We start from the raw sequence: 20274 nt of genomic DNA, 5'->3' as shown, positions 1-20274 counted from the left end.
GACTCCTGTCTTAGCGTGCCGGCTGAGTAGTCGCAACAGACTGCTCGTAGTGGTAGCGACCGGTTTTCAGGCTGCTTGGGCCAAGGCGCGCGAACTTGAACATCAGGAACAGTTCAGCCACCAGGAACAGGGTGTACAGACCGCAAATGAGCAGCATGGAGAAGATCAGGTCGCCTGCGGTCAGGGAGGAGTTCGCTACCGCTGTTGGCAGCACCTCACCGATCGCCCACGGCTGACGGCCATATTCCGCAACAAACCAGCCGGACTCGATAGCAATCCATGGCAGTGGGATACCGTACAGCGCGGTGCGCAGCAGCCATTTTTTCTCACCGATACGGTTACGAATGACTGACCAGAACGAGGCCGCGATGATCAGCAGCATGATAATGCCGCAACCCACCATGATGCGGAACGCGAAGTACAGCGGCGCAACGCGTGGAATAGAGTCTTTGGTTGCCATCTGAATCTGCGCTTCCGTCGCGTCGGAGACGTTCGGGGTATAGCGTTTCAGCAGCAGACCGTAACCGAGGTCTTTCTTCACGTCGTTAAATTGATCGCGAACGGCCTGGTCGGTAGAGCCGGCGCGCAGCTGTTCCAGCAGCGAGTAGGCTTTCATCCCGTTACGGATACGCTCTTCATGCTGCACCATCAGATCTTTCAGGCCAGTCACCTGTTTGTCGACGGAGCGCGTGGCGATAATACCCAGAGCGTAAGGAATTTGAATGGCGAAGCGGTTTTCCTGCGCTTCCTGGTCAGGCACACCGAACAGGGTAAACGCTGCCGGTGCCGGCTGGGTTTCCCATTCAGCTTCAATTGCGGCGAGTTTGGTTTTCTGCACGTCGCCCATTTCGTAACCGGATTCATCACCCAGAACAATCACGGACAGAATCGCGGCCATACCGAAGCTTGCTGCGATAGCAAAAGAACGCTTGGCGAACGCGAAGTCACGGCCGCGCAGCATATAGTAGGAGCTGATGCCCAGCACGAACATCGCGCCGCACACATACCCAGACGCCACGGTGTGAACGAATTTAACCTGAGCAACCGGGTTCAGGACCAGCTCAGCGAAGCTGACCATCTCCATACGCATGGTTTCGAAGTTGAAATCAGATGCGATTGGGTTTTGCATCCAGCCGTTCGCCACCAGGATCCACAGTGCGGACAAGTTGGAGCCTAATGCCACCAGCCAGGTTACCGCCATATGCTGGACTTTACCCAGACGGTCCCAACCGAAGAAGAACAGACCTACAAAGGTGGATTCGAGGAAGAAGGCCATCAGACCTTCAATGGCCAGCGGCGCACCGAAAATATCCCCCACATAGTGGGAATAGTAAGACCAGTTTGTCCCGAACTGGAACTCCATGGTCAGACCGGTTGCCACGCCCAGCGCAAAGTTGATACCAAACAACTTGCCCCAGAACTTGGTCATATCTTTATAAATCTGTTTGCCGGAGAGGACGTAAACCGTTTCCATGATGGCCAGCAGGAACGCCATACCGAGCGTCAGCGGCACAAACAGGAAGTGGTACATCGCGGTCAAGGCAAACTGTAAGCGCGACAGTTCGACTACGTCTAACATTATGACTCCTTGCTCATCGCATGAAGACTCCGAGAGTGAACCCCGTTAGATAAGGATCCACACGCATGCCCCAATACAAAGTTATCTGCTTCCCTTCTTCGTTGCTTATTCTCTTCAGGAGGAAAAAGCAATGATGAAAGGTTACAAATACGTTAAGAAAAAACCAAATTGATCCCGTAAATATAATACGCTGCAAAACCCTTACAATAAACAGGTTTTTATTCGAACAGATTTACGTTTTTCGACGGCGATCAATTTATAGCAAAATTACCACTTTTCGGCCATTTTGATCGGGGACAATTTAACGCCTTTCGGAGCCTTTTTCCAAGGATTAAACATTGATTTAAATCAAAAACAGTCAGAGCTGTTAATGATGTTTCTTTGTGGTGCGGATAGTAAAAACCTTGTTAACAATATGTATATTTAAAGGCGTTATTGGTTATAAAAGCCAGAAGATAATATAAACAGTTGTGATTTTTATTAACGCGCGAGAAAAAACGCATTTTGCCGAAAGATAACCATATAATGTTATCTGCTTCACAGTATTTTTCTTTCACTTTGCTACCCGCCGAAACGATTACATTTCATTCACCTTTAATAATCTTAAAATTAACACCCTTTCGTGACTATTTGATGAAATAAAGGCCGCAGGAATGCGGCCTTTATTTTGTTCGGAGGATTACCTTTCAATTTTTATGCTAAAGGTGCGTGACTGGCCTGGCCGGAAAGGTCCCGTAATGGCTGAGCCCTCCTCCCCTTGCGCCTTGCGGACCTCATTCATGTCCGTTTCGCAACAGGCCTGGACCTCACGGTTCACAGACAAAGTCACATCACCGGAGCGGGTCTCCGAAGGGTTGTACAGACGAAGAATCATCTCGTCACGATCCTCCGCTTTTTTCAGCGCACTGAGTACGCATCCGTTAGGCGCCAGCGTTAACAGGCTATAGCTACAGGGTGTGGTGAAAGAGGCGCGGTTAAGCTTCATCGCATCCCACGGGATTTTGTTATAACAGTGCACTGGCGTTAACCACGACTTCGCCTGCTGCGCAACGCCAGCACTGACGGGCGTACCATTAAAACTGAACAGGCTAAAGCGACAGGTTAACTGGCCCCGCATCTGCGAATCAGGCACCGGCATTTTGATCCCGGACGGTCTGCCGGGGCGCAGCAGTAAATCTTCCTTCCCAAGCACCCCCACGCCGCGAAGCAACGTCAGGGCAAACGTTTTTTGACGCTCGCCAGTCACTTCAAATTCGCGCAACCCTTCGGTAAACAGGGCCATTCCGTTACGCCGTTCCTGGAGCACCGCGTAGTTGAGCAGATTCCACACCGGCAGCGGCGCTTCCTTCCAGCCCTCCTCCTGCCAGTTCGCCATCGCTTCATCCTGTACAGGTCGCGTCAGCGAACCGAACTGGGTATCGGCTAACACCGTGTCTGCGGTAAATGGCGTCGGGATCAGCACCCGCACACGGTGGTCATCCGCGTGATTTCCGAGACGCGCCTCAACGTCGATACGTCGGCTGTTATGGCTGAGCGTGACCGTGAGTTCTGCCTCAAGCGTTCCCGTCTGCTGACGCGCAGAACGTTCGGTGAGATCCGCCGGCACCGCCATGCGATGGCGGATCACCGCCCTGCTCTGCCAGGCCTCGTGGATCACCTCAACCTCATGCTCGCCCTGAGCGGAAGTGAGTCTCCACTCTTCCCGTGAAGGCGAGTAGTCGTACTCATCGCCATCATCCGAGCTCTCTTCTATTTCCAGCGCGCGGTCATAGATAAGCCCGGACGCTTTATCGAGCAGACGCAGGGTGCCGTCGTCGTTTAACGTTATTTCCCAGAAAGCATTTTCCAGCAACGCCTCCGACGATTTTTCTGCCGCCAGCAGCTTGCCGGCCACGTGCGGCTCGATACAGAGCGTGCGGTAACCCATTGATGGCAGGATCTGATTGAGCTGGATATCAAACTCCATAAAGGGATCGTAGTTGCCGTAATGCACAATTTGCCGGTCAATCAAGCCGGGGTCGATTTCACGCGCGCTGCGCAGGCAGTAAGGGATTTCATTCCCCCTATCGTCCAGCAGGCGGAACTGGCTGGCGCGCAGACGTATCGTGGTGTTAATCACTTCCTCCCGCGGCCAGGGCGTGAGGTTAAACATCACCAGTTTGTCTTCCTCGCTCTGCGGCATGTTGTCGACAATCTTGCGCATATAGAAGTATGTCAGGTTATCGGCCATGTCTTCCGCCAGCTCGAAGCGGGACATCACCTCACGATGCACTTTGTCACTACAGCAGCAGCCGATACTGTCATGGGCGTGATTCTTGAGGATCTCTTTCCACATTTTTTCCAGCAAGCCGTGGTGATACTCAAAGCCCAGCGTCCAGGCAAGCGTGGCCAGCGGCTCAAGGACGTTGACGATTTTATTCTCTATCCGGGCGTGGGCGATTTTGATGTCCATCCGCGTGGAGCCTATCGTCCGGTGCACCCGCATATATTTACCGTCAATAAACTCCCCTTTCAGCGTCGCCAGTTCATCGCGGTGCGCGTCAATGTGGTCAAACACCTCCTCGAAGCGGCTCATCACAAACTGACGCTGCGGATAGATTTCGCGCAGCTTATCCATCACCGCAAAGATGTTCTGCTGGAGCGGCATCTGATCATGGCCGTTAGGCAGTAAAATTTCTTTGGTCACGGAGGCTTTTTCCAGTACCTCGAAGTACGTGTCGAGCCGTTTGCGCAGCCCGGCCTCATCCTCCGGTAAGTACTTACCAATCGCGTAGCCCAGCGGTAGCACCTGTGCCGTCACTTCGCTGCCGTCCTGGCTTTGCCAGAGAAATTCGGTTTTATCGGTACCGTGCCGCTCGGAACACCCGCGCCAGAACATGGTGCGCGAGATGCCAAAACCGTTGTAAATGTGCGGCAGCTGGGAGGACATGCCGAAGGAGTCCGGCAGATAGCCAATTTTCATCGGCTCGCCAAAGGCCAGACAGTCGCGTATACCGTACATCAGATTTCGGACAATCGACTCGCCGGAAACAAGGGTGGTATCCGTCTGGGTATACCACGGCCCGATAATCAGCTTCCCGGCCGCCACCAGTGCCTTCACGCGTGGCCTGTTTTCCGGTTTCACGGCAAAATAATCTTCCAGCACCGCCGTCTGGCCGTCGAGTACGTAGTATTTATACTCTGCGTCCTGCTCAAGACGAGTGAGGATCTCTTCCATATTATTGACCAGAAGAATACGTGACGCTTCGGTGGTGAAGTACCACTCCCGGTCCCAGTGCATATGTGGCGTGATATGAACGCGAGATACAGCTTTCATCTTCGTTTCCTGTCAGTGCGTGTTTACGATGGTATGTCTTCAGTCACGTAGGTGCCGCTCTTCACGGCCTGGCGTCGCCAGAGCAGTAAAATGAGCGTAGAGATTGCGGCGCCAGCCAGCGCGGCGCCAAACCAGCCGACAGCGGCCATCACGCCGCCCAGCCCGGCATCATGCAGTAAGAAGAGCGAGAAAATGCCCGCGCCGGGGGTGGATAGCCCAATCCCCATCGCCCCGACAATCGCTCCGGTCACCATTGACCCCAGAACAAATGAGCCAATGACCCGCAACGGATCCTCGATAGCCATCGGAATTGCCCCTTCGGTGATGCCCGCCAGCCCCAGCAGCCAGGTGGACTTGCCGGTTTCAATTTCGAACTGTTTGAACAGGTTCGGAGCCAGCATCGTTGATGCCGTCACGGTAAAGGCCGATACCATTTTGACGGAGGCAAAAATCGCATAAGGCCCGTATACGCCATTGGCCATCGCCCCGAGACAGAACGCGTAAGAGGCTTTGTTGACCGGACCGCCCAGATCGAACGAGCACATAAAGCCCAGGATCGCCCCCAGCAGCAGCGCATTCGCGCCGGACAGACCGTTAAGCCAGGCGGTCAGGGCGTTATTGATCCAGGCCACCGGTTCGCCGATCACAAACAGCATCAGGCTGCCTGCGCCCAGCACGCCAATCACCGGATAGAGATAAAAGGTCAGAAAGCCGTTGTAGCGGCTACTCAGCCGGATGTGGTTTTTCACCCAGCGCATCAGGTAGCCCGCAATCAGCCCGCCGACGATGGCCCCGAGAAAACCAGAGCCGATCATATTGGCGGCAAGACCCGCCGCAAAGCCCGGCGTTAGCGCAGGTTTATCCGCCAGCGAGTAAGCGGTATAGGCCGCCAGAACAGGCACCATCAGAATACCGAGCATCCCGCCGCCCAGTTTGCGGTACATCCACAGCCACGAATTTTCCTGATCGAACAGATGCTGCAAGCCCAGGATTTGCGCCAGCAGTACCGACACCGCCAGCACCGTGCCGCCAGCGACAATCAGCGGCACCGCAAAGGAGATACCGCTGAGCAGCGCCTGCTTGAGTTCGGTTTTAACGCACTTTTTCGCGTCCGAGTCGACATGCGCAGGACGCGCATCGGATACAGGCTGTAGCGCCAGCGCACGCTCAATGAGCGCTTCCGCATGGCGTAAGGGTTCCGCGACGGGCACGGAAATGGCGGGCATCCCCTGAAAACGCTCACGCTCTTTGATCGCCACTTCCGCCGCGAAGATACACGCTTTTGCCTCCTGCAACTGCTGCGCGGTGATGCGCCCCTCAATACCATTTGCCCCCTGCTTTTCGACCACCACATTGACGCCGAGCTTACGTCCCGCTTTTTCGAGATACTCCGCTGCCATGTAGGTATGGGCGATCCCGGCCGGACAGGCGGTAACGCAGACGATCGTCGGGGCATTCTCCGCAACGGTGGTTTCTTGTGCGTCAGGCGCCGTTTCCAGCGCCGCAAGCACCGCTTCCGCGCTGGTCGCCGTCATCACGCGCGCCCTGAGCTCGTCATCCGCCAGGCGAGACGTCAGTTCCGTCAGGACCTGAATATGCGTTGATCCCGCTTGTGCGGGAGGAATGGCGAGCAGAAAAATTAGCTCGACATCCTCCGGTCCGTCCACACCTTCCCAGGCCAGCGGCTCACGCAGTGTGGCCACGGCAAAAGCCGCTTCGTTTACCGCCACTGATTTACCATGAGGTACGGCCAGCCCCTCGCCCAGCGCCGTCGGGCCAAGCGATTCCCGATGGAAAACGTCTGCCAGAAACGTATCGGCGTTGGCTATTTTGCCCAACGCCACCAGCCGCGTCGCAAGCTGACGGATTGCCTCATCACGGCTGGTAAACTGCGCCTGCACGCAGACAGCACGGGGGTCGGTCAGAGTCGTCAGGTTCATAAGATCCTCACCTATCCAAAGTTATTGTCTGGGGAGGATTGTGGCAGACCGTATAATACATTTATGTGATCATTTTCACTAACACCGATATTTGTATCTTATTTGTATTATTTACAAATTCACCACTGAAGGCATAATTCCCTGAAAACGTATTAAAAAGGCGCGACACAATGGGCAATAAACCGATGTACCGGCAGATCGCCGATGCGTTCCGCGAGAAAATAAATGCCGGTGAGTTAAAACCTGGCGACGCGCTGCCGACAGAATCCAGCCTTCAGGAGGCGTTTAGCGTCAGCCGGGTCACCGTGCGGCAGGCTTTGAAGCTGCTCGCCGACGAGCAGATCATCGAAAGTATTCAGGGCAGCGGCTCGTATGTAAAAGAGGAGCGGGTGAATTACGATATTTATCAGCTCACCGGCTTTTACGAAAAGTTAGCGGATCGCAACGTCGATACGCACAGCGACGTCAGCGTCTTCGAAGTGGTGAAAGCCGATGAGAGGCTCGCAGCAAGGCTGGCGATCAACCCGGACGATAAAGTCTGGCACGTCAAACGCGTCCGCTTTATCAAACAAAAACCGGTGAATCTGGAAGAAACATGGATGCCGCTGGCGATGTTCCCCGACCTCACCTGGGAAGTGATGGAACAGTCGAAATACCATTACATTGAGCAGATCAAAAAGATGGTTATCGATCGCAGCGAGCAGGAGCTGGTGCCAGTCATGCCATCGGACGAGGCGATTGCCGCCCTGGCGCTCGATCCGGCAAAACCGATTCTGGAAAAAGTCTCCCGCGGCTTTCTGAAAGACGGCCGGGTATTTGAATACAGTCGCAACGTGTTTAACACAGACGACTATAAATTCACTCTGGTGGCTAAACGCAGGCAATAAAAAAAGGCCGCTTTACAGCGGCCAACCATGTCGAAACGGACATTTTTTATACTTCAACGCGCCCCATTCGGGGAGCAGAGAGGACTTACTTAATGATGGATTTCAGTGCTTCACCGATATCCGCCAGGCTGCGAACGGTCTTCACGCCTGCGGCTTCCAGCGCTGCGAATTTCTCATCAGCCGTACCTTTACCGCCTGCGATAATCGCGCCCGCGTGACCCATACGTTTGCCTTTCGGCGCGGTCACACCCGCGATGTAACCCACCACCGGCTTGGTCACATGATCTTTGATGTAAGCAGCCGCTTCTTCTTCCGCGCTACCACCGATCTCACCGATCATCACGATCGCTTCGGTCTGTGGATCTTCCTGGAACAGCTTCAGGATGTCGATGAAGTTAGAGCCCGGGATCGGGTCACCGCCGATGCCCACGCAGGTGGACTGGCCGAAACCGTAGTCGGTGGTCTGCTTAACCGCTTCATAGGTCAGGGTACCGGAACGGGACACGATACCCACTTTGCCTGGGCGATGAATGTGGCCCGGCATGATACCGATTTTGCATTCGCCTGGAGTGATAACGCCTGGGCAGTTCGGGCCGATCATGCGCACGCCTGCTTCGTCCAGCTTCACCTTCACGGTCAGCATATCCAGCGTCGGGATGCCTTCGGTGATGGTGATGATCAGCTTAATGCCTGCGTCGATCGCTTCCAGAATAGAGTCTTTGCAGAACGGCGCCGGTACGTAGATCACGGTCGCGGTTGCGCCCGTCGCTTCTACCGCTTCACGCACGGTGTTGAACACCGGCAGGCCCAGGTGGGTGGTGCCGCCTTTACCTGGCGTTACGCCGCCAACCATCTGCGTACCGTAGGCAATCGCCTGTTCGGAGTGGAAAGTCCCCTGGCTACCGGTGAAGCCCTGGCAGATAACCTTGGTATCTTTATTAATTAAAACGGACATTATTTCCCCTCCACTGCGGCAACAACCTGCTGAGCTGCATCCGTCAGACTTTTCGCTGCAATAATATTCAGGCCGCTGTCAGCCAGTTTTTTCGCGCCGAGTTCAGCGTTGTTCCCTTCCAGACGTACAACAACCGGAACGTTAACGCCCACTTCTTCTACCGCGCCGATGATACCGTCGGCGATCAGGTCGCAACGCACGATACCGCCGAAGATGTTCACCAGAACCGCTTTCACGTTGCTGTCAGAGAGAATGATTTTGAACGCTTCGGTTACGCGCTCTTTGGTTGCGCCACCGCCCACGTCGAGGAAGTTCGCTGGCTCACCGCCGTGCAGCTTAACGATGTCCATGGTGCCCATTGCCAGGCCCGCACCGTTAACCATGCAGCCGATGTTGCCATCCAGCGCGACGTAGTTCAGCTCCCACTGTGCAGCCTGTGCTTCACGCGGATCTTCCTGAGACTGATCGCGCATTTCACGCAGATCGGACTGGCGGAACAGCGCGTTGCCGTCAGCGCCCAGCTTGCCGTCGAGGCAGATCAGGTCGCCCTGGGTGGTGATCACCAGCGGGTTGATCTCGATCAGCGCCAAATCGCGCTCCAGGAAGATGGTCGCCAGACCCATGAAGATCTTGGTGAACTGCTGAACCAGCTTGCCTTCCAGACCCAGTTTGAACGCCAGCTCACGCCCCTGGTAAGGCATTGGGCCCGCCAGCGGATCGATGGCCACTTTGTGGATCAGGTGCGGGGTTTCTTCCGCCACTTTTTCGATTTCCACGCCGCCTTCGGTAGACGCCATGAACACCACGCGACGGGAGCTACGGTCTACGACTGCGCCGAGGTACAGTTCTTTCGCGATGTCGGTTGCCGCTTCAACCAGGATCTGGTTAACCGGCTGGCCGTTCGCATCTGTCTGGTAGGTTACCAGACGCTTGCCGAGCCAATGTTCAGCAAACGCACGGATCTCTTCTTTGCTCTTAACAACCTTCACACCGCCCGCTTTACCACGGCCACCAGCGTGAACCTGACATTTAACTACCCACGGGCCGGAACCGATTTTAGACGCGGCTTCTTCTGCTTCACGCGGGGTAGTACAGGCATAACCCACCGGAGCCGGTAAGCCATACCGGGCAAACAGCTGTTTGGCCTGATATTCATGTAAGTTCATGTGTTCTATCCATCCTTCAGGTAATCGTTAGGTAGTGCTTTTATAGGCCCGGCAAGCAACGCGCCGCCGGGCAAGACTGCAAAAACTAGACGTCCAGCAGCAGACGCGTTGGATCTTCCAGCAGCTCTTTAATGGCAACCAGGAAGCCTACGGACTCGCGGCCGTCGATCAGGCGGTGATCATAAGAGAGCGCCAGGTACATCATCGGCAGGATCTCAACTTTACCGTCTACCGCCATTGGACGATCTTTAATGGCGTGCATACCCAGGATCGCGCTCTGCGGCGGGTTGATGATCGGGGTAGACATCAGCGAGCCGAACACACCACCGTTGGTAATGGTGAAGTTACCGCCAGTCAGGTCCTCAACGGTCAGCTTGCCGTCGCGGCCTTTCACGGCCAGCTCTTTGATTTTCTTCTCGATGTCAGCCATACCCAGGGTATCCACGTCACGCAGAACCGGGGTAACCAGGCCGCGCGGGGTAGAAACCGCCATGCTGACGTCGAAGTAGTTGTGGTAAACCACGTCATCGCCATCGATAGACGCGTTCACTTCCGGGTAGCGTTTCAGCGCTTCAACTACCGCTTTCACGTAGAAGGACATGAAGCCCAGACGGATACCGTGACGTTTTTCAAACGCGTCACCGTACTGCTTGCGCAGATCCATGATTGGCTTCATGTTGACTTCGTTAAAGGTGGTCAGCATCGCGGTGGAGTTTTTCGCTTCCAGCAGACGCTCGGCCACGCGCTTACGCAGGCGGGTCATCGGCACGCGTTTTTCGCTACGTGCGCCCAGAGCTGGCTGTGCCGCTGGTGCTGCCGCAGGGGCTTTCGCTTCCGCTTTCGCCTCAGAAGGCGCTTTTGCCAGATGCTTGTCGATGTCTTCGCGCGTCAGACGGCCACCCACGCCGGTGCCTTTGATGGCTGCCGGATCGAGGCTGTGCTCAGCCAGCAGGCGACGGATCGCCGGGCTGAGCGCGTCGTTGGTCTGATCGGACAGAGACGCCTGCTGGCGCTGGGCCGGGGTAGACGCTTTTTCTTCAGATTTGGCGCTGGACTCTTTGCCCGCGCTATTGCCTTCACGCAGGCGACCCAGGATCTGGCGAGAAGTGACGGTCGTACCTTCATCTTCCAGGACTGCATCCAGAATGCCATCCGCTGAAGCCGGTACTTCCAGTACCACTTTGTCAGTTTCGATTTCTACCAGCACTTCGTCACGGGTTACCGCGTCGCCTGGTTTTTTGTGCCAGGTGGCGACGGTTGCATCTGCTACGGACTCAGGCAGGTCGGGAACAAGAATATCTACGCTACTCATTATGTATCCTTTAATTAATCGACGTTCAGCGCGTCATTGACCAGATCTTGTTGCTGCTTCTGGTGAACGGACATATACCCTACCGCCGGAGAGGCGGAGGCCGGGCGACCTGCATAACGCAGGGCAGACCCAAATGGAATCACTTCACGGAAATGATGCTGGCTGCAATACCATGCGCCCTGGTTGAGCGGCTCTTCCTGGCACCAGACAAAATCATGAACGTGAGCGTACTGTTTCAGCACTTCCTGCATCGCCTGATGCGGGAACGGATAAAGCTGTTCGATACGCACGATGGCGACATCTTTCTGATCGTTCTTACGGCGCTGTTCCAGCAGGTCGTAATAAACCTTACCAGAACACATTACGACACGCTTAACGGCCTGCGGATCCAGCTCGTCAATTTCACCGATGGCCGGCAGGAAGGTGCCGTTTGCCAGCTCTTCCAGGCTGGAGACCGCCAGTGGATGGCGCAGCAGGGATTTTGGCGACATGACCACCAGCGGACGGCGCATACCGCGCAGCGCCTGACGACGTAGCATGTGGTAAACCTGAGCCGGAGTGGACGGCACGCAAACCTGCATATTCTGCTCGGCGCAGAGTTGCAGATAACGCTCCAGACGCGCGGAGGAGTGCTCCGGACCTTGTCCTTCATAGCCGTGCGGCAGCAGCATCACCAGACCGCACATACGGCCCCACTTCTGCTCACCGGAGGAGATGAACTGGTCGATGACGACCTGCGCACCGTTGGCGAAGTCACCGAACTGCGCTTCCCAGATGGTCAGAGTGCGGGGTTCTGCGGTGGCGTAGCCGTATTCGAAGGCCAGAACTGCTTCTTCTGACAGCACGGAGTCCCAGACCTTGAACTGGCCCTGACCGTTATGCACGTGCTGAAGCGGAGTGTACGTTGAACCGTTAGACTGGTTGTGCACAACCGCATGACGGTGGAAGAAGGTGCCACGACCCGCATCTTCACCGGACAGACGAACCGGAATACCTTCGTCAACCAGCGTCGCATAGGCCAGCGTTTCCGCGCCGCCCCAGTCGAACAGCTTCTCACCCGCCGCCATTGCCTGGCGATCGCCATAGATCTTGGCCACGCGGGACTGCATCTCGATCGCTTCCGGCACGGTGCTGATGCGTTTAGCCAGCTCCTGCAAACGCTTCATCTCAACCTTGTTCGGGTAGCTCTCGTCCCACTCGTGGTTGAGGTACGGCGACCAGGTGAAGGAGTGCATGTTCATTGGACGCAGCTCTTTCACTACGCATTCACCCGCATCCAGCGCGTCGCGGTAGAGGTTGACCATCTCGGTCGCATCTTCCAGCGTCGCCACTTTTTCGCTTTCCAGCTTGTCAGCATAGATTTTACGCGGCGTCGGGTGTTTTTTGATTTTCTGGTACATCAGCGGCTGGGTTGCACTTGGCTCATCCGCTTCGTTGTGGCCGTGACGGCGGTAGCAGAAGAGGTCAATGAACACGTCGCGCTTGAAGGTGTTACGGAAGTCCAGCGCCAGACGGGTAACGAAAGCAACGGCTTCAGGGTCATCCGCGTTAACGTGGAAAATTGGCGCCTGAACCATTTTACCGATGTCGGTGCAGTACGGGGTGGAACGCGCATCCAGCGGGTTAGAGGTGGTGAAGCCCACCTGGTTGTTGATTACGATGCGAACGGTACCGCCCACTTCATAACCACGCGCTTTCGACATGTTCAGGGTTTCCTGAACCACGCCCTGCCCTGTGACCGCCGCATCACCGTGAATAGTGATTGGCAGTACTTTATTGCTGCTCGGCTCGTCCAGACGATCCAGACGCGCACGCACGGAACCGATAACCACCGGGCTGACGATTTCCAGGTGCGACGGGTTAAACGCCAGCGCCAGGTGAACCTGACCGCCCTCGGTTTCGATATCGGACGAGAAGCCCATGTGGTACTTCACGTCACCGGTGCCGAGGTGCTCTTTATGTTTACCCGCAAATTCGTCGAACAGATCCTGCGGCTTTTTACCCAGCACGTTAACCAGCACGTTCAGGCGACCACGGTGCGCCATGCCCAGCACCACTTCGCGCGTGCCGCTCTTACCGGCATGACGAATCAGCTCTTTCAGCATCGGGACTAACGCATCGCCGCCCTCCAGTGAGAAGCGTTTTGCGCCAGGGAATTTCGCGCCCAGATAGCGCTCAAGGCCTTCCGCTGCGGTCAGTTCGCTGAGGAAACGTTTTTTCTCTTCTGCTGAGAAATTCGCGTGGCCTGCCACGGATTCGATACGCTGCTGGATCCAGCGTTTCTCTTCGGTGGAGGTAATGTGCATATATTCCGCGCCGATGGAGCCGCAGTAGGTTTGCTTGAGCGCGTCAATCAGATCGCCCAGCTTCATCGTGTCTTTGCCGATGGCAAAGGAACCTACGTTAAAGCTTTCCTGGAAATCGGCCTCGGTCAGATCGTGATAAGCCGGATCGAGATCCGCTACACGTTCCTGCTGCCACAGTCCCAGCGGATCGAGATTCGCATGCTGGTGACCACGGAAGCGATAAGCGTTGATAAGTTGCAGGACTTTAACCTGCTTCGCATTGGTGTCAGGGTCGGAAATCGCAGAAGAGTAACGTGAGGCATCCTTCGCCAGACGACGGAAATAATCACGTGTTTTTGAATGGAATTGATCCGGTTTGACCCCTGTACCAGGCAACTGCTGGAACATGGAACGCCAGTTTGCGTCCACTGAGTCAGGATCGGTTAAGAAGTCTTCATAGAGCTGTTCTATCCAGCTCTGGTTTGAACCAGAGAGGTAAGAAGAGTCCAGCCAGGCTTTCATTGCGCCGTTCTGCATCGTGATCCCTTAAGCATTTTTATGCTTACTTTCGCCGTAGAAACTACCACGCACACCACGTGTACGTGCCGGGGTTCACCTGCGAGCTCTTTTCATTTGGCCCGCGAAGGAACCTTTAGAAACTGTCTAAACTTCAGGGCAGTTTTTAAAGGTTTCTGCAATTTGCCCGGTGACGCTACGCTTACCGGGCCTACTGTTACGTAGGCCGGATAAGCGCAACGCCATCCGGCGTTGTTACTTACGCACTGCGCTGCAACAACATCGACTTAATATGCCCGATGGCGCGCGTCGGGTTCAGCCCCTTAGGACACACACTGACGCAGTTCATGATGCTATGGCAGCGGAATACGCTGAAAGCGTCACTTAGCCCTTCCAGACGATTCTCGGTTTCGGTATCGCGGCTGTCGATCAGGAAGCGATAGGCAGCCAGCAGACCCGCAGGGCCGATAAATTTATCCGGGTTCCACCAGAATGACGGGCATGACGTTGAACAGCATGCACAGAGAATACACTCGTACAACCCATCGAGTTTTTCACGCTGCTCAGGAGACTGTAAGTGCTCGCGAGCGGGTGGATTTTGCCCATTATTCAATAAGTAAGGCTTAATCTTCTCATATTGTGCATAGAATTGCCCCATGTCCACCACCAAATCACGCACGACCGGCAGGCCAGGCAGAGGACGGATCACAATTTTCTGGCCAGAACGCTGTAGCGCTGAAATTGGCGTAATACAGGCCAGACCGTTTTTGCCGTTCATGTTTACACCGTCAGAGCCACACACCCCTTCACGGCAGGAGCGGCGGAACGACAGCGTAGGATCTTTCTCTTTCAGCTGGATTAAGGCATCCAGCAGCATCATGTCACGACCTTCTTCCGCTTCGAGGGTGTAATCCTGCATACGCGGAGCATCGTCTACATCCGGGTTATAACGATAAACTGAGAATTCGAGTTTCATTATCCTGTCTCCGCATTAGTAGGTACGAATCTTCGGCGGGAACGCCGGACGCAGTTTCGGTTCCATGTTAACGCTACGACGCGTCATGGTTTCCGACTCTGGCAGATACAGGGAATGACACAGCCAGTTTTCGTCATCACGATCCGGGAAGTCGAAGCGGCTATGGGCGCCACGGCTTTCGGTACGGAAGTTTGCCGACATCGCAGTGGCGAACGCGGTTTCCATCAGGTTATCCAGCTCCAGGCACTCAACGCGCTGGGTGTTGAACTCGCTTGAGGTATCGTCCAGACGGGCATTCTTCAGACGCTCACGGATCGCTTTCAGCTGCTCAAGCCCTTTGGCCATCGCGTCACCTTCACGGAATACCGAGAAGTTGTGCTGCATACACTCCTGCAACGCCTTACGGATCTCCACCGGATCTTCGCCGTTACGATTACCGTTCCAGCGATTGAGGCGCTCAAGAGAGGCATCTATTTCGTCATCGGTCGCATCACGCAGCGCGCCCTGCTCGGCAATAGATTCCTGGAGATGCAGCCCCACCGCACGACCAAATACCACCAGGTCCAGCAGGGAGTTGCCGCCCAGACGGTTTGCGCCGTGCACGGATACGCAGGCAATTTCGCCTACCGCGAACAGGCCAGGGATGACCACGTCTTCGCCCTGCTCGTTCACGGTCAGCGCCTGACCGGTCACTTTGGTCGGAATACCGCCCATCATGTAGTGACAGGTTGGGATAACCGGAATTGGCTCTTTCACCGGGTCGACGTGCGCGAAGGTGCGGGACAGCTCCAGAATGCCCGGCAGACGGGATTCCAGCACTTCTTTACCCAGATGGTCGAGTTTCAGCTTCGCGTGTGGACCCCAAGGGCCGTCACAGCCGCGGCCTTCACGGATTTCGATCATGATGGAACGCGCCACCACGTCACGGCCCGCAAGGTCTTTTGCGTTTGGCGCATAACGCTCCATGAAGCGCTCGCCATGTTTGTTCAGCAGGTAACCACCTTCACCACGGCAGCCTTCTGTCACCAGTACGCCTGCACCGGCGATACCGGTTGGGTGGAACTGCCACATCTCCATGTCCTGCACCGGCACGCCAGCGCGGATCGCCATCCCAACGCCGTCACCGGTGTTGATATGGGCGTTGGTAGTGGACTGATAGATACGGCCTGCGCCGCCGGTCGCCAGCACGGTTGCGCGGGCTTTGAAGTAGACCACCTCACCGGTTTCGATGCACAGGGCGGTACAACCCACCACGGCGCCATCGGCGTTTTTCACCAGATCCAGCGCATACCACTCGGAGAAAATTGTGGTGTGGTTTTTCAGGTTCTGCTGATACAGCGTGTGCAGCAGCGCGTGGCCGGTACGGTCAGCCGCCGCTGCGGTACGTGCCGCCTGCTCGCCGCCGAAGTTTTTCGACTGGCCGCCAAACGGACGCTGATAGATGGTGCCATTTTCCAGACGAGAGAACGGCAGACCCATGTGGTCCAGCTCCAGAATCGCTTCCGGGCCGGTTTTACACATATATTCGATGGCATCCTGGTCACCGATGTAATCGGAACCTTTTACCGTATCGTACATATGCCATTCCCAGTTATCTTCATGGGAATTACCCAGCGCAACGGTGATACCGCCCTGCGCAGACACAGTGTGGGAACGGGTCGGGAATACTTTAGAGAGCAGCGCACAGGTCTGGCCGCTCTGGGAAATTTGTAGTGCGGCGCGCATACCTGCGCCACCCGCACCAATCACAACAGCATCAAATTCTCTGACTGGCAGTTTCATTACACACCCCACACCACAACAAATCCATAAATGACGTAAACCAGCAGAGCAACAACAATAATCAGTTGCAGCGGAAGGCGAATCGCCAGCGGTTTAACGTAATCGGTCAACACCTGCCACATGCCGATCCAGGCATGAATAAGGATGGAGAACAGAGCCAGCAGGGTGAACACTTTGGTGAAGGCCGATCCGAAGAAACCACTCCAGATTTCCCACGTCAGCGTGCCGCTGGTCGCGAAGAAACCGATCATATAGATGATGTAAAGGGTGAGAACGATGGCGGTAGCACGGACCAGGATGAAGTCATGTACGCCGTTGCGTCCTAATGCGGAGGCGTTGCTTACCATACGAGAACTCCTGCGAGAAGTGAAAGCACGACAGTGATCACAAATGAAATGTTAGCGGTACGTTTACCGGCCTCGAACGTCTCTTCCAGGTAGCCAAAGTCCATCAGCATATGGCGAACGCCGCCAACCACGTGATAGGCCAGCGCGGTCAGAATGCCCCACATGATAAATTTCACGAAGAAGCTGTTCATAATGGCTGAGGCCTGGAGGAATCCTTCAGGGGATGAGAGGCTGGTTCCCAGTAACCACAGCAAGATACCGACCGCCACAAACGTAATCACACCAGAAACACGGTGCAGAATGGACGCTATTGCTGTTACAGGGAATCGGATCGTTTTCAGATCCAGATTGACAGGTCTTTGTTTTTTCACATTTCTTATCATGAATAACGCCCACATGCTGTTCTTATTGTTTCCTTCCTCCGGACTGCGATGCGGGTCAGACAGCGTTCCTTTTCTATAACTGCGCGTCATGCAAAACATTGCTTCCAAATGCTAAAACGACACGTTACAACGCTGGGTGGCTCGGGATTGCAGGGTGTTCCGGAGACCTGGCGGCAGTATAGGCCGTTCACAAAATCATTACAATTAACCTACATACAGTTTGTTGGGTTTTCTCTGGAACAGTGATCGGGGTCACGATAACAACATCTTTTTAATTTTTAATCATCTGATTTGACAAATGTTAAACAATATTGTTACAAACGTCATCAGAAAAGGCATATAATGCGCAAAAGTTATGAGGTCTCTCTTTCACCTGACAAATAGTTATGTAACAGTGTGATGGTATTGACCGAAGTTATCAGGACAGTTATTAGTGATATACAGGTTTGAATAATTCGGACTGCAAAAACGCTGATTTGCTGTTGTTTCACTGATATTTCATTCGTTTACCTGCAAGGCGCCATAGCTCTGTACCCTGGTTTCTCCTCGTGAGCTGAGCGGTAAGCCAAATAACAATCTGGTAACGATGATTAACAGCTGAAAGCAAATCCGGTAAAGCGCAGTCTTAAGCATAAGGCGCTAAGGAGACCGTAAATGGCTGATACAAAGGCAAAACTCACCCTAAATGGTGATGATGCTATTGAACTGGATGTGCTAAAAGGCACGCTCGGTCAGGATGTTATTGATATCCGTACGCTGGGTTCCAAAGGAGTTTTCACCTTTGACCCTGGATTTACCTCTACCGCATCTTGCGAATCCAAAATCACCTACATTGACGGTGACGAAGGTATCCTGCTCCATCGCGGCTTCCCCATCGATCAGTTAGCCACCGAATCCAACTATCTGGAAGTGTGCTACATCCTGCTGAACGGCGAAAAACCGACGCAGGCGCAGTACGATGAATTCAAAACCACCGTGACCCGTCACACCATGATCCATGAGCAGATTACCCGTCTGTTCCATGCGTTCCGTCGTGACTCTCATCCGATGGCGGTCATGTGCGGTATTACCGGTGCGCTGGCGGCGTTCTACCACGATTCTCTGGACGTGAATAACCCACGTCACCGTGATATCGCGGCGTTCCGTCTGCTGTCTAAAATGCCTACCATGGCGGCGATGTGTTACAAATACTCTATCGGTCAGCCGTTTGTGTACCCACGCAACGACCTCTCCTACGCGGGTAACTTCCTGCGTATGATGTTCTCCACGCCGTGCGAAGAGTACGAAGTGAACCCGGTGCTGGAACGCGCGATGGACCGTATTCTGATCCTGCACGCTGACCACGAACAAAACGCCTCGACCTCTACCGTCCGTACCGCGGGCTCTTCCGGCGCGAACCCGTTCGCCTGTATCGCTGCGGGCATCGCCTCCCTGTGGGGACCGGCGCATGGCGGCGCGAACGAAGCGGCACTGAAGATGCTGGAAGAAATCAGCTCCGTTGAGCACATTCCTGAGTTCGTGCGCCGCGCGAAAGACAAGAATGACTCCTTCCGTCTGATGGGCTTCGGTCACCGTGTTTACAAAAACTACGACCCGCGCGCGACCGTCATGCGTGAGACCTGCCACGAAGTGCTGAAAGAGCTGGGCACCAAAGATGATCTGCTGGAAGTGGCGATGGAGCTGGAACACATCGCGCTGAACGACCCGTACTTCATCGAGAAGAAACTCTACCCGAACGTCGATTTCTACTCTGGCATTATTCTGAAAGCGATGGGCATTCCGTCTTCCATGTTCACCGTAATCTTCGCCATGGCCCGTACCGTGGGCTGGATTGCGCACTGGAACGAAATGCACAGCGAAGGCATGAAAATCGCGCGTCCTCGTCAGCTGTATACCGGCTACGAGCAGCGTGATTTTAAGTCTGACATTAAGCGCTAAAAAACACGCCCGGCGGCGCTTCGCTTGCCGGGCCTACAAGTGCGAGATGTAGGCCGGGTAAGGCGTAGCCACCACCCGGCTTTTTTACATCTGGCACCCAGGACACCAGTAAAACGGCCTGGAAGAGATCGTCGCCTTCTCAATCACCCCGCCGCACCGCTCGCACTTTTTACCTGCCCGATGAAACGTCTTGAAGCGGAACAGCGCCCCGTGATGCTTGTTCTCATCCACCACGCCGCGCGTGTTGTACGACAGACGTGGAATATCCAGTAACGCGTGCGACAGCGCCTCCAGCTGTTCATCGCTCAGCTGCGACGCTTTGCGCTGCGGCGCCAGCCCCACTTCCCAGAGGATCTCCACCCGCAGGTAGTTTCCCAGCCCCGCCAGAAATGCCTGATCGAGCAACAGCCCGGAAAACTGCCGGTTGCGGAATGTGGCGGATAACAACCGGGCTTTCACATCGCTTGCCGTCAGACGCATGTCGAGCACGTCCGGCCCGACCCGCTGTAAGAACGGATGCGTCAGCAGCTGCTCCGGCGTTAACATTTCGATATCAGAGGCGCTGTAAAGCAGGATCGCCTTATCCGCCGTTTGTAGCCGCACGCGCAGCACGCGGGTCGTTTGCGGCTGCTCGTCCGCCTCCACCACCCGCCAGACACCGTAAAGCTGATTATGGCTGTATAACGTCAGGTTATGGGAAAAGTGGGTGAGTAACGCCTTGCCGCGCGTTTCAATGTGGGTCACCGTCTGCCCCACCAGCTGCGATTCAAACGGCTTGAGTTGAGGAAAGGCAAACCAGACGTGTGTCAGAGGTTTGCCCTTTATCGCCGCCTCCAGGCTATCCGCCGCGCGGCGGATCTCCGGACCTTCTGGCATGTTATTGTCCTTTCAT

Annotated in this window: 14 protein-coding genes; 2 read left to right on the top strand and 12 right to left on the bottom strand. The window is 55.1% G+C overall.

Annotated features, from left to right (window positions below):
- Positions 1-10: 10 nt before the first annotated feature.
- From cydA to mngA, 3 genes are all read right to left on the bottom strand, one after another.
- Complete coding sequence (gene cydA / locus FZF21_RS06635) at positions 11-1579, bottom strand: cytochrome ubiquinol oxidase subunit I (protein WP_003858601.1); 1569 nt, start codon at positions 1577-1579, stop codon at positions 11-13.
- 679 nt (positions 1580-2258) lie between these two features.
- Positions 2259-4895, bottom strand: a complete 2637-nt coding sequence (gene mngB, locus FZF21_RS06630) for a mannosylglycerate hydrolase (protein ID WP_086524344.1) — start codon at positions 4893-4895, stop codon at positions 2259-2261.
- Positions 4896-4918: 23 nt separating this feature from the next.
- A complete protein-coding gene (gene mngA / locus FZF21_RS06625) occupies positions 4919-6835 on the bottom strand; it encodes a PTS 2-O-a-mannosyl-D-glycerate transporter subunit IIABC (protein WP_149121001.1) in 1917 nt (638 codons plus the stop codon).
- 170 nt (positions 6836-7005) lie between these two features.
- On the opposite strand from mngA, the gene FZF21_RS06620 reads away from it, so the two are divergent.
- Positions 7006-7722, top strand: a complete 717-nt coding sequence (locus FZF21_RS06620; protein WP_149121002.1) for a GntR family transcriptional regulator — start codon at positions 7006-7008, stop codon at positions 7720-7722.
- 85 nt (positions 7723-7807) lie between these two features.
- Here FZF21_RS06620 and sucD read toward each other — a convergent pair whose 3' ends face one another.
- The 8 genes from sucD to sdhC all read right to left on the bottom strand — a co-directional run bounded on the left by sucD (position 7808) and on the right by sdhC (position 17459).
- Positions 7808-8677 carry a succinate--CoA ligase subunit alpha gene (gene sucD, locus FZF21_RS06615; protein ID WP_003858609.1) on the bottom strand — a complete coding sequence of 290 codons (870 nt, stop codon included), beginning with the start codon at positions 8675-8677 and terminating at the stop codon, positions 7808-7810.
- Positions 8677-9843 carry an ADP-forming succinate--CoA ligase subunit beta gene (gene sucC / locus FZF21_RS06610; protein WP_017384968.1) on the bottom strand — a complete coding sequence of 389 codons (1167 nt, stop codon included), beginning with the start codon at positions 9841-9843 and terminating at the stop codon, positions 8677-8679. The genes sucD and sucC overlap by 1 nt, the downstream gene beginning before the upstream one ends.
- A gap of 85 nt (positions 9844-9928) precedes the next feature.
- Positions 9929-11155 (bottom strand): 2-oxoglutarate dehydrogenase complex dihydrolipoyllysine-residue succinyltransferase, encoded by a 1227-nt coding sequence (odhB, locus tag FZF21_RS06605; RefSeq protein ID WP_003858613.1) that lies wholly within the window; start codon positions 11153-11155, stop codon positions 9929-9931.
- Between the two features lie 14 nt (positions 11156-11169).
- Positions 11170-13977, bottom strand: coding sequence for a 2-oxoglutarate dehydrogenase E1 component (sucA, locus tag FZF21_RS06600; protein ID WP_003858615.1), 2808 nt, complete (start codon positions 13975-13977; stop codon positions 11170-11172).
- Positions 13978-14215: 238 nt separating this feature from the next.
- Positions 14216-14932, bottom strand: coding sequence for a succinate dehydrogenase iron-sulfur subunit (locus FZF21_RS06595; protein WP_023303307.1), 717 nt, complete (start codon positions 14930-14932; stop codon positions 14216-14218).
- Positions 14933-14947: 15 nt separating this feature from the next.
- Entirely contained in the window at positions 14948-16714 is a 1767-nt protein-coding gene (gene sdhA, locus FZF21_RS06590) for a succinate dehydrogenase flavoprotein subunit (protein ID WP_003858619.1), read from the bottom strand.
- A complete protein-coding gene (sdhD, locus tag FZF21_RS06585) occupies positions 16714-17061 on the bottom strand; it encodes a succinate dehydrogenase membrane anchor subunit (protein ID WP_003858621.1) in 348 nt (115 codons plus the stop codon). Before sdhD ends, sdhA begins: the two co-directional genes overlap by 1 nt.
- Positions 17055-17459 carry a succinate dehydrogenase cytochrome b556 subunit gene (gene sdhC / locus FZF21_RS06580; RefSeq protein WP_026080740.1) on the bottom strand — a complete coding sequence of 135 codons (405 nt, stop codon included), beginning with the start codon at positions 17457-17459 and terminating at the stop codon, positions 17055-17057. The genes sdhD and sdhC overlap by 7 nt, the downstream gene beginning before the upstream one ends.
- Before the next feature lie 639 nt (positions 17460-18098).
- Between sdhC and FZF21_RS06575 the strand changes: the two genes are divergently transcribed.
- Entirely contained in the window at positions 18099-19382 is a 1284-nt protein-coding gene (locus FZF21_RS06575; RefSeq protein WP_006809584.1) for a citrate synthase, read from the top strand.
- An 84-nt stretch (positions 19383-19466) separates the two neighbouring features.
- On the opposite strand, the gene nei is transcribed toward FZF21_RS06575, so the two are convergent.
- Positions 19467-20258, bottom strand: a complete 792-nt coding sequence (nei, locus tag FZF21_RS06570) for an endonuclease VIII (RefSeq protein ID WP_149121003.1) — start codon at positions 20256-20258, stop codon at positions 19467-19469.
- Positions 20259-20274: the final 16 nt, after the last annotated feature.

This window comes from Enterobacter sp. LU1, from assembly GCF_008271405.2.
In the GTDB taxonomy this organism is placed as follows: Bacteria; Pseudomonadota; Gammaproteobacteria; order Enterobacterales; family Enterobacteriaceae; genus Enterobacter; species Enterobacter hormaechei_C.
Note: the sequence above shows the minus strand (reverse complement) of the source record. Positions and strands in the feature narration are given on the sequence as shown.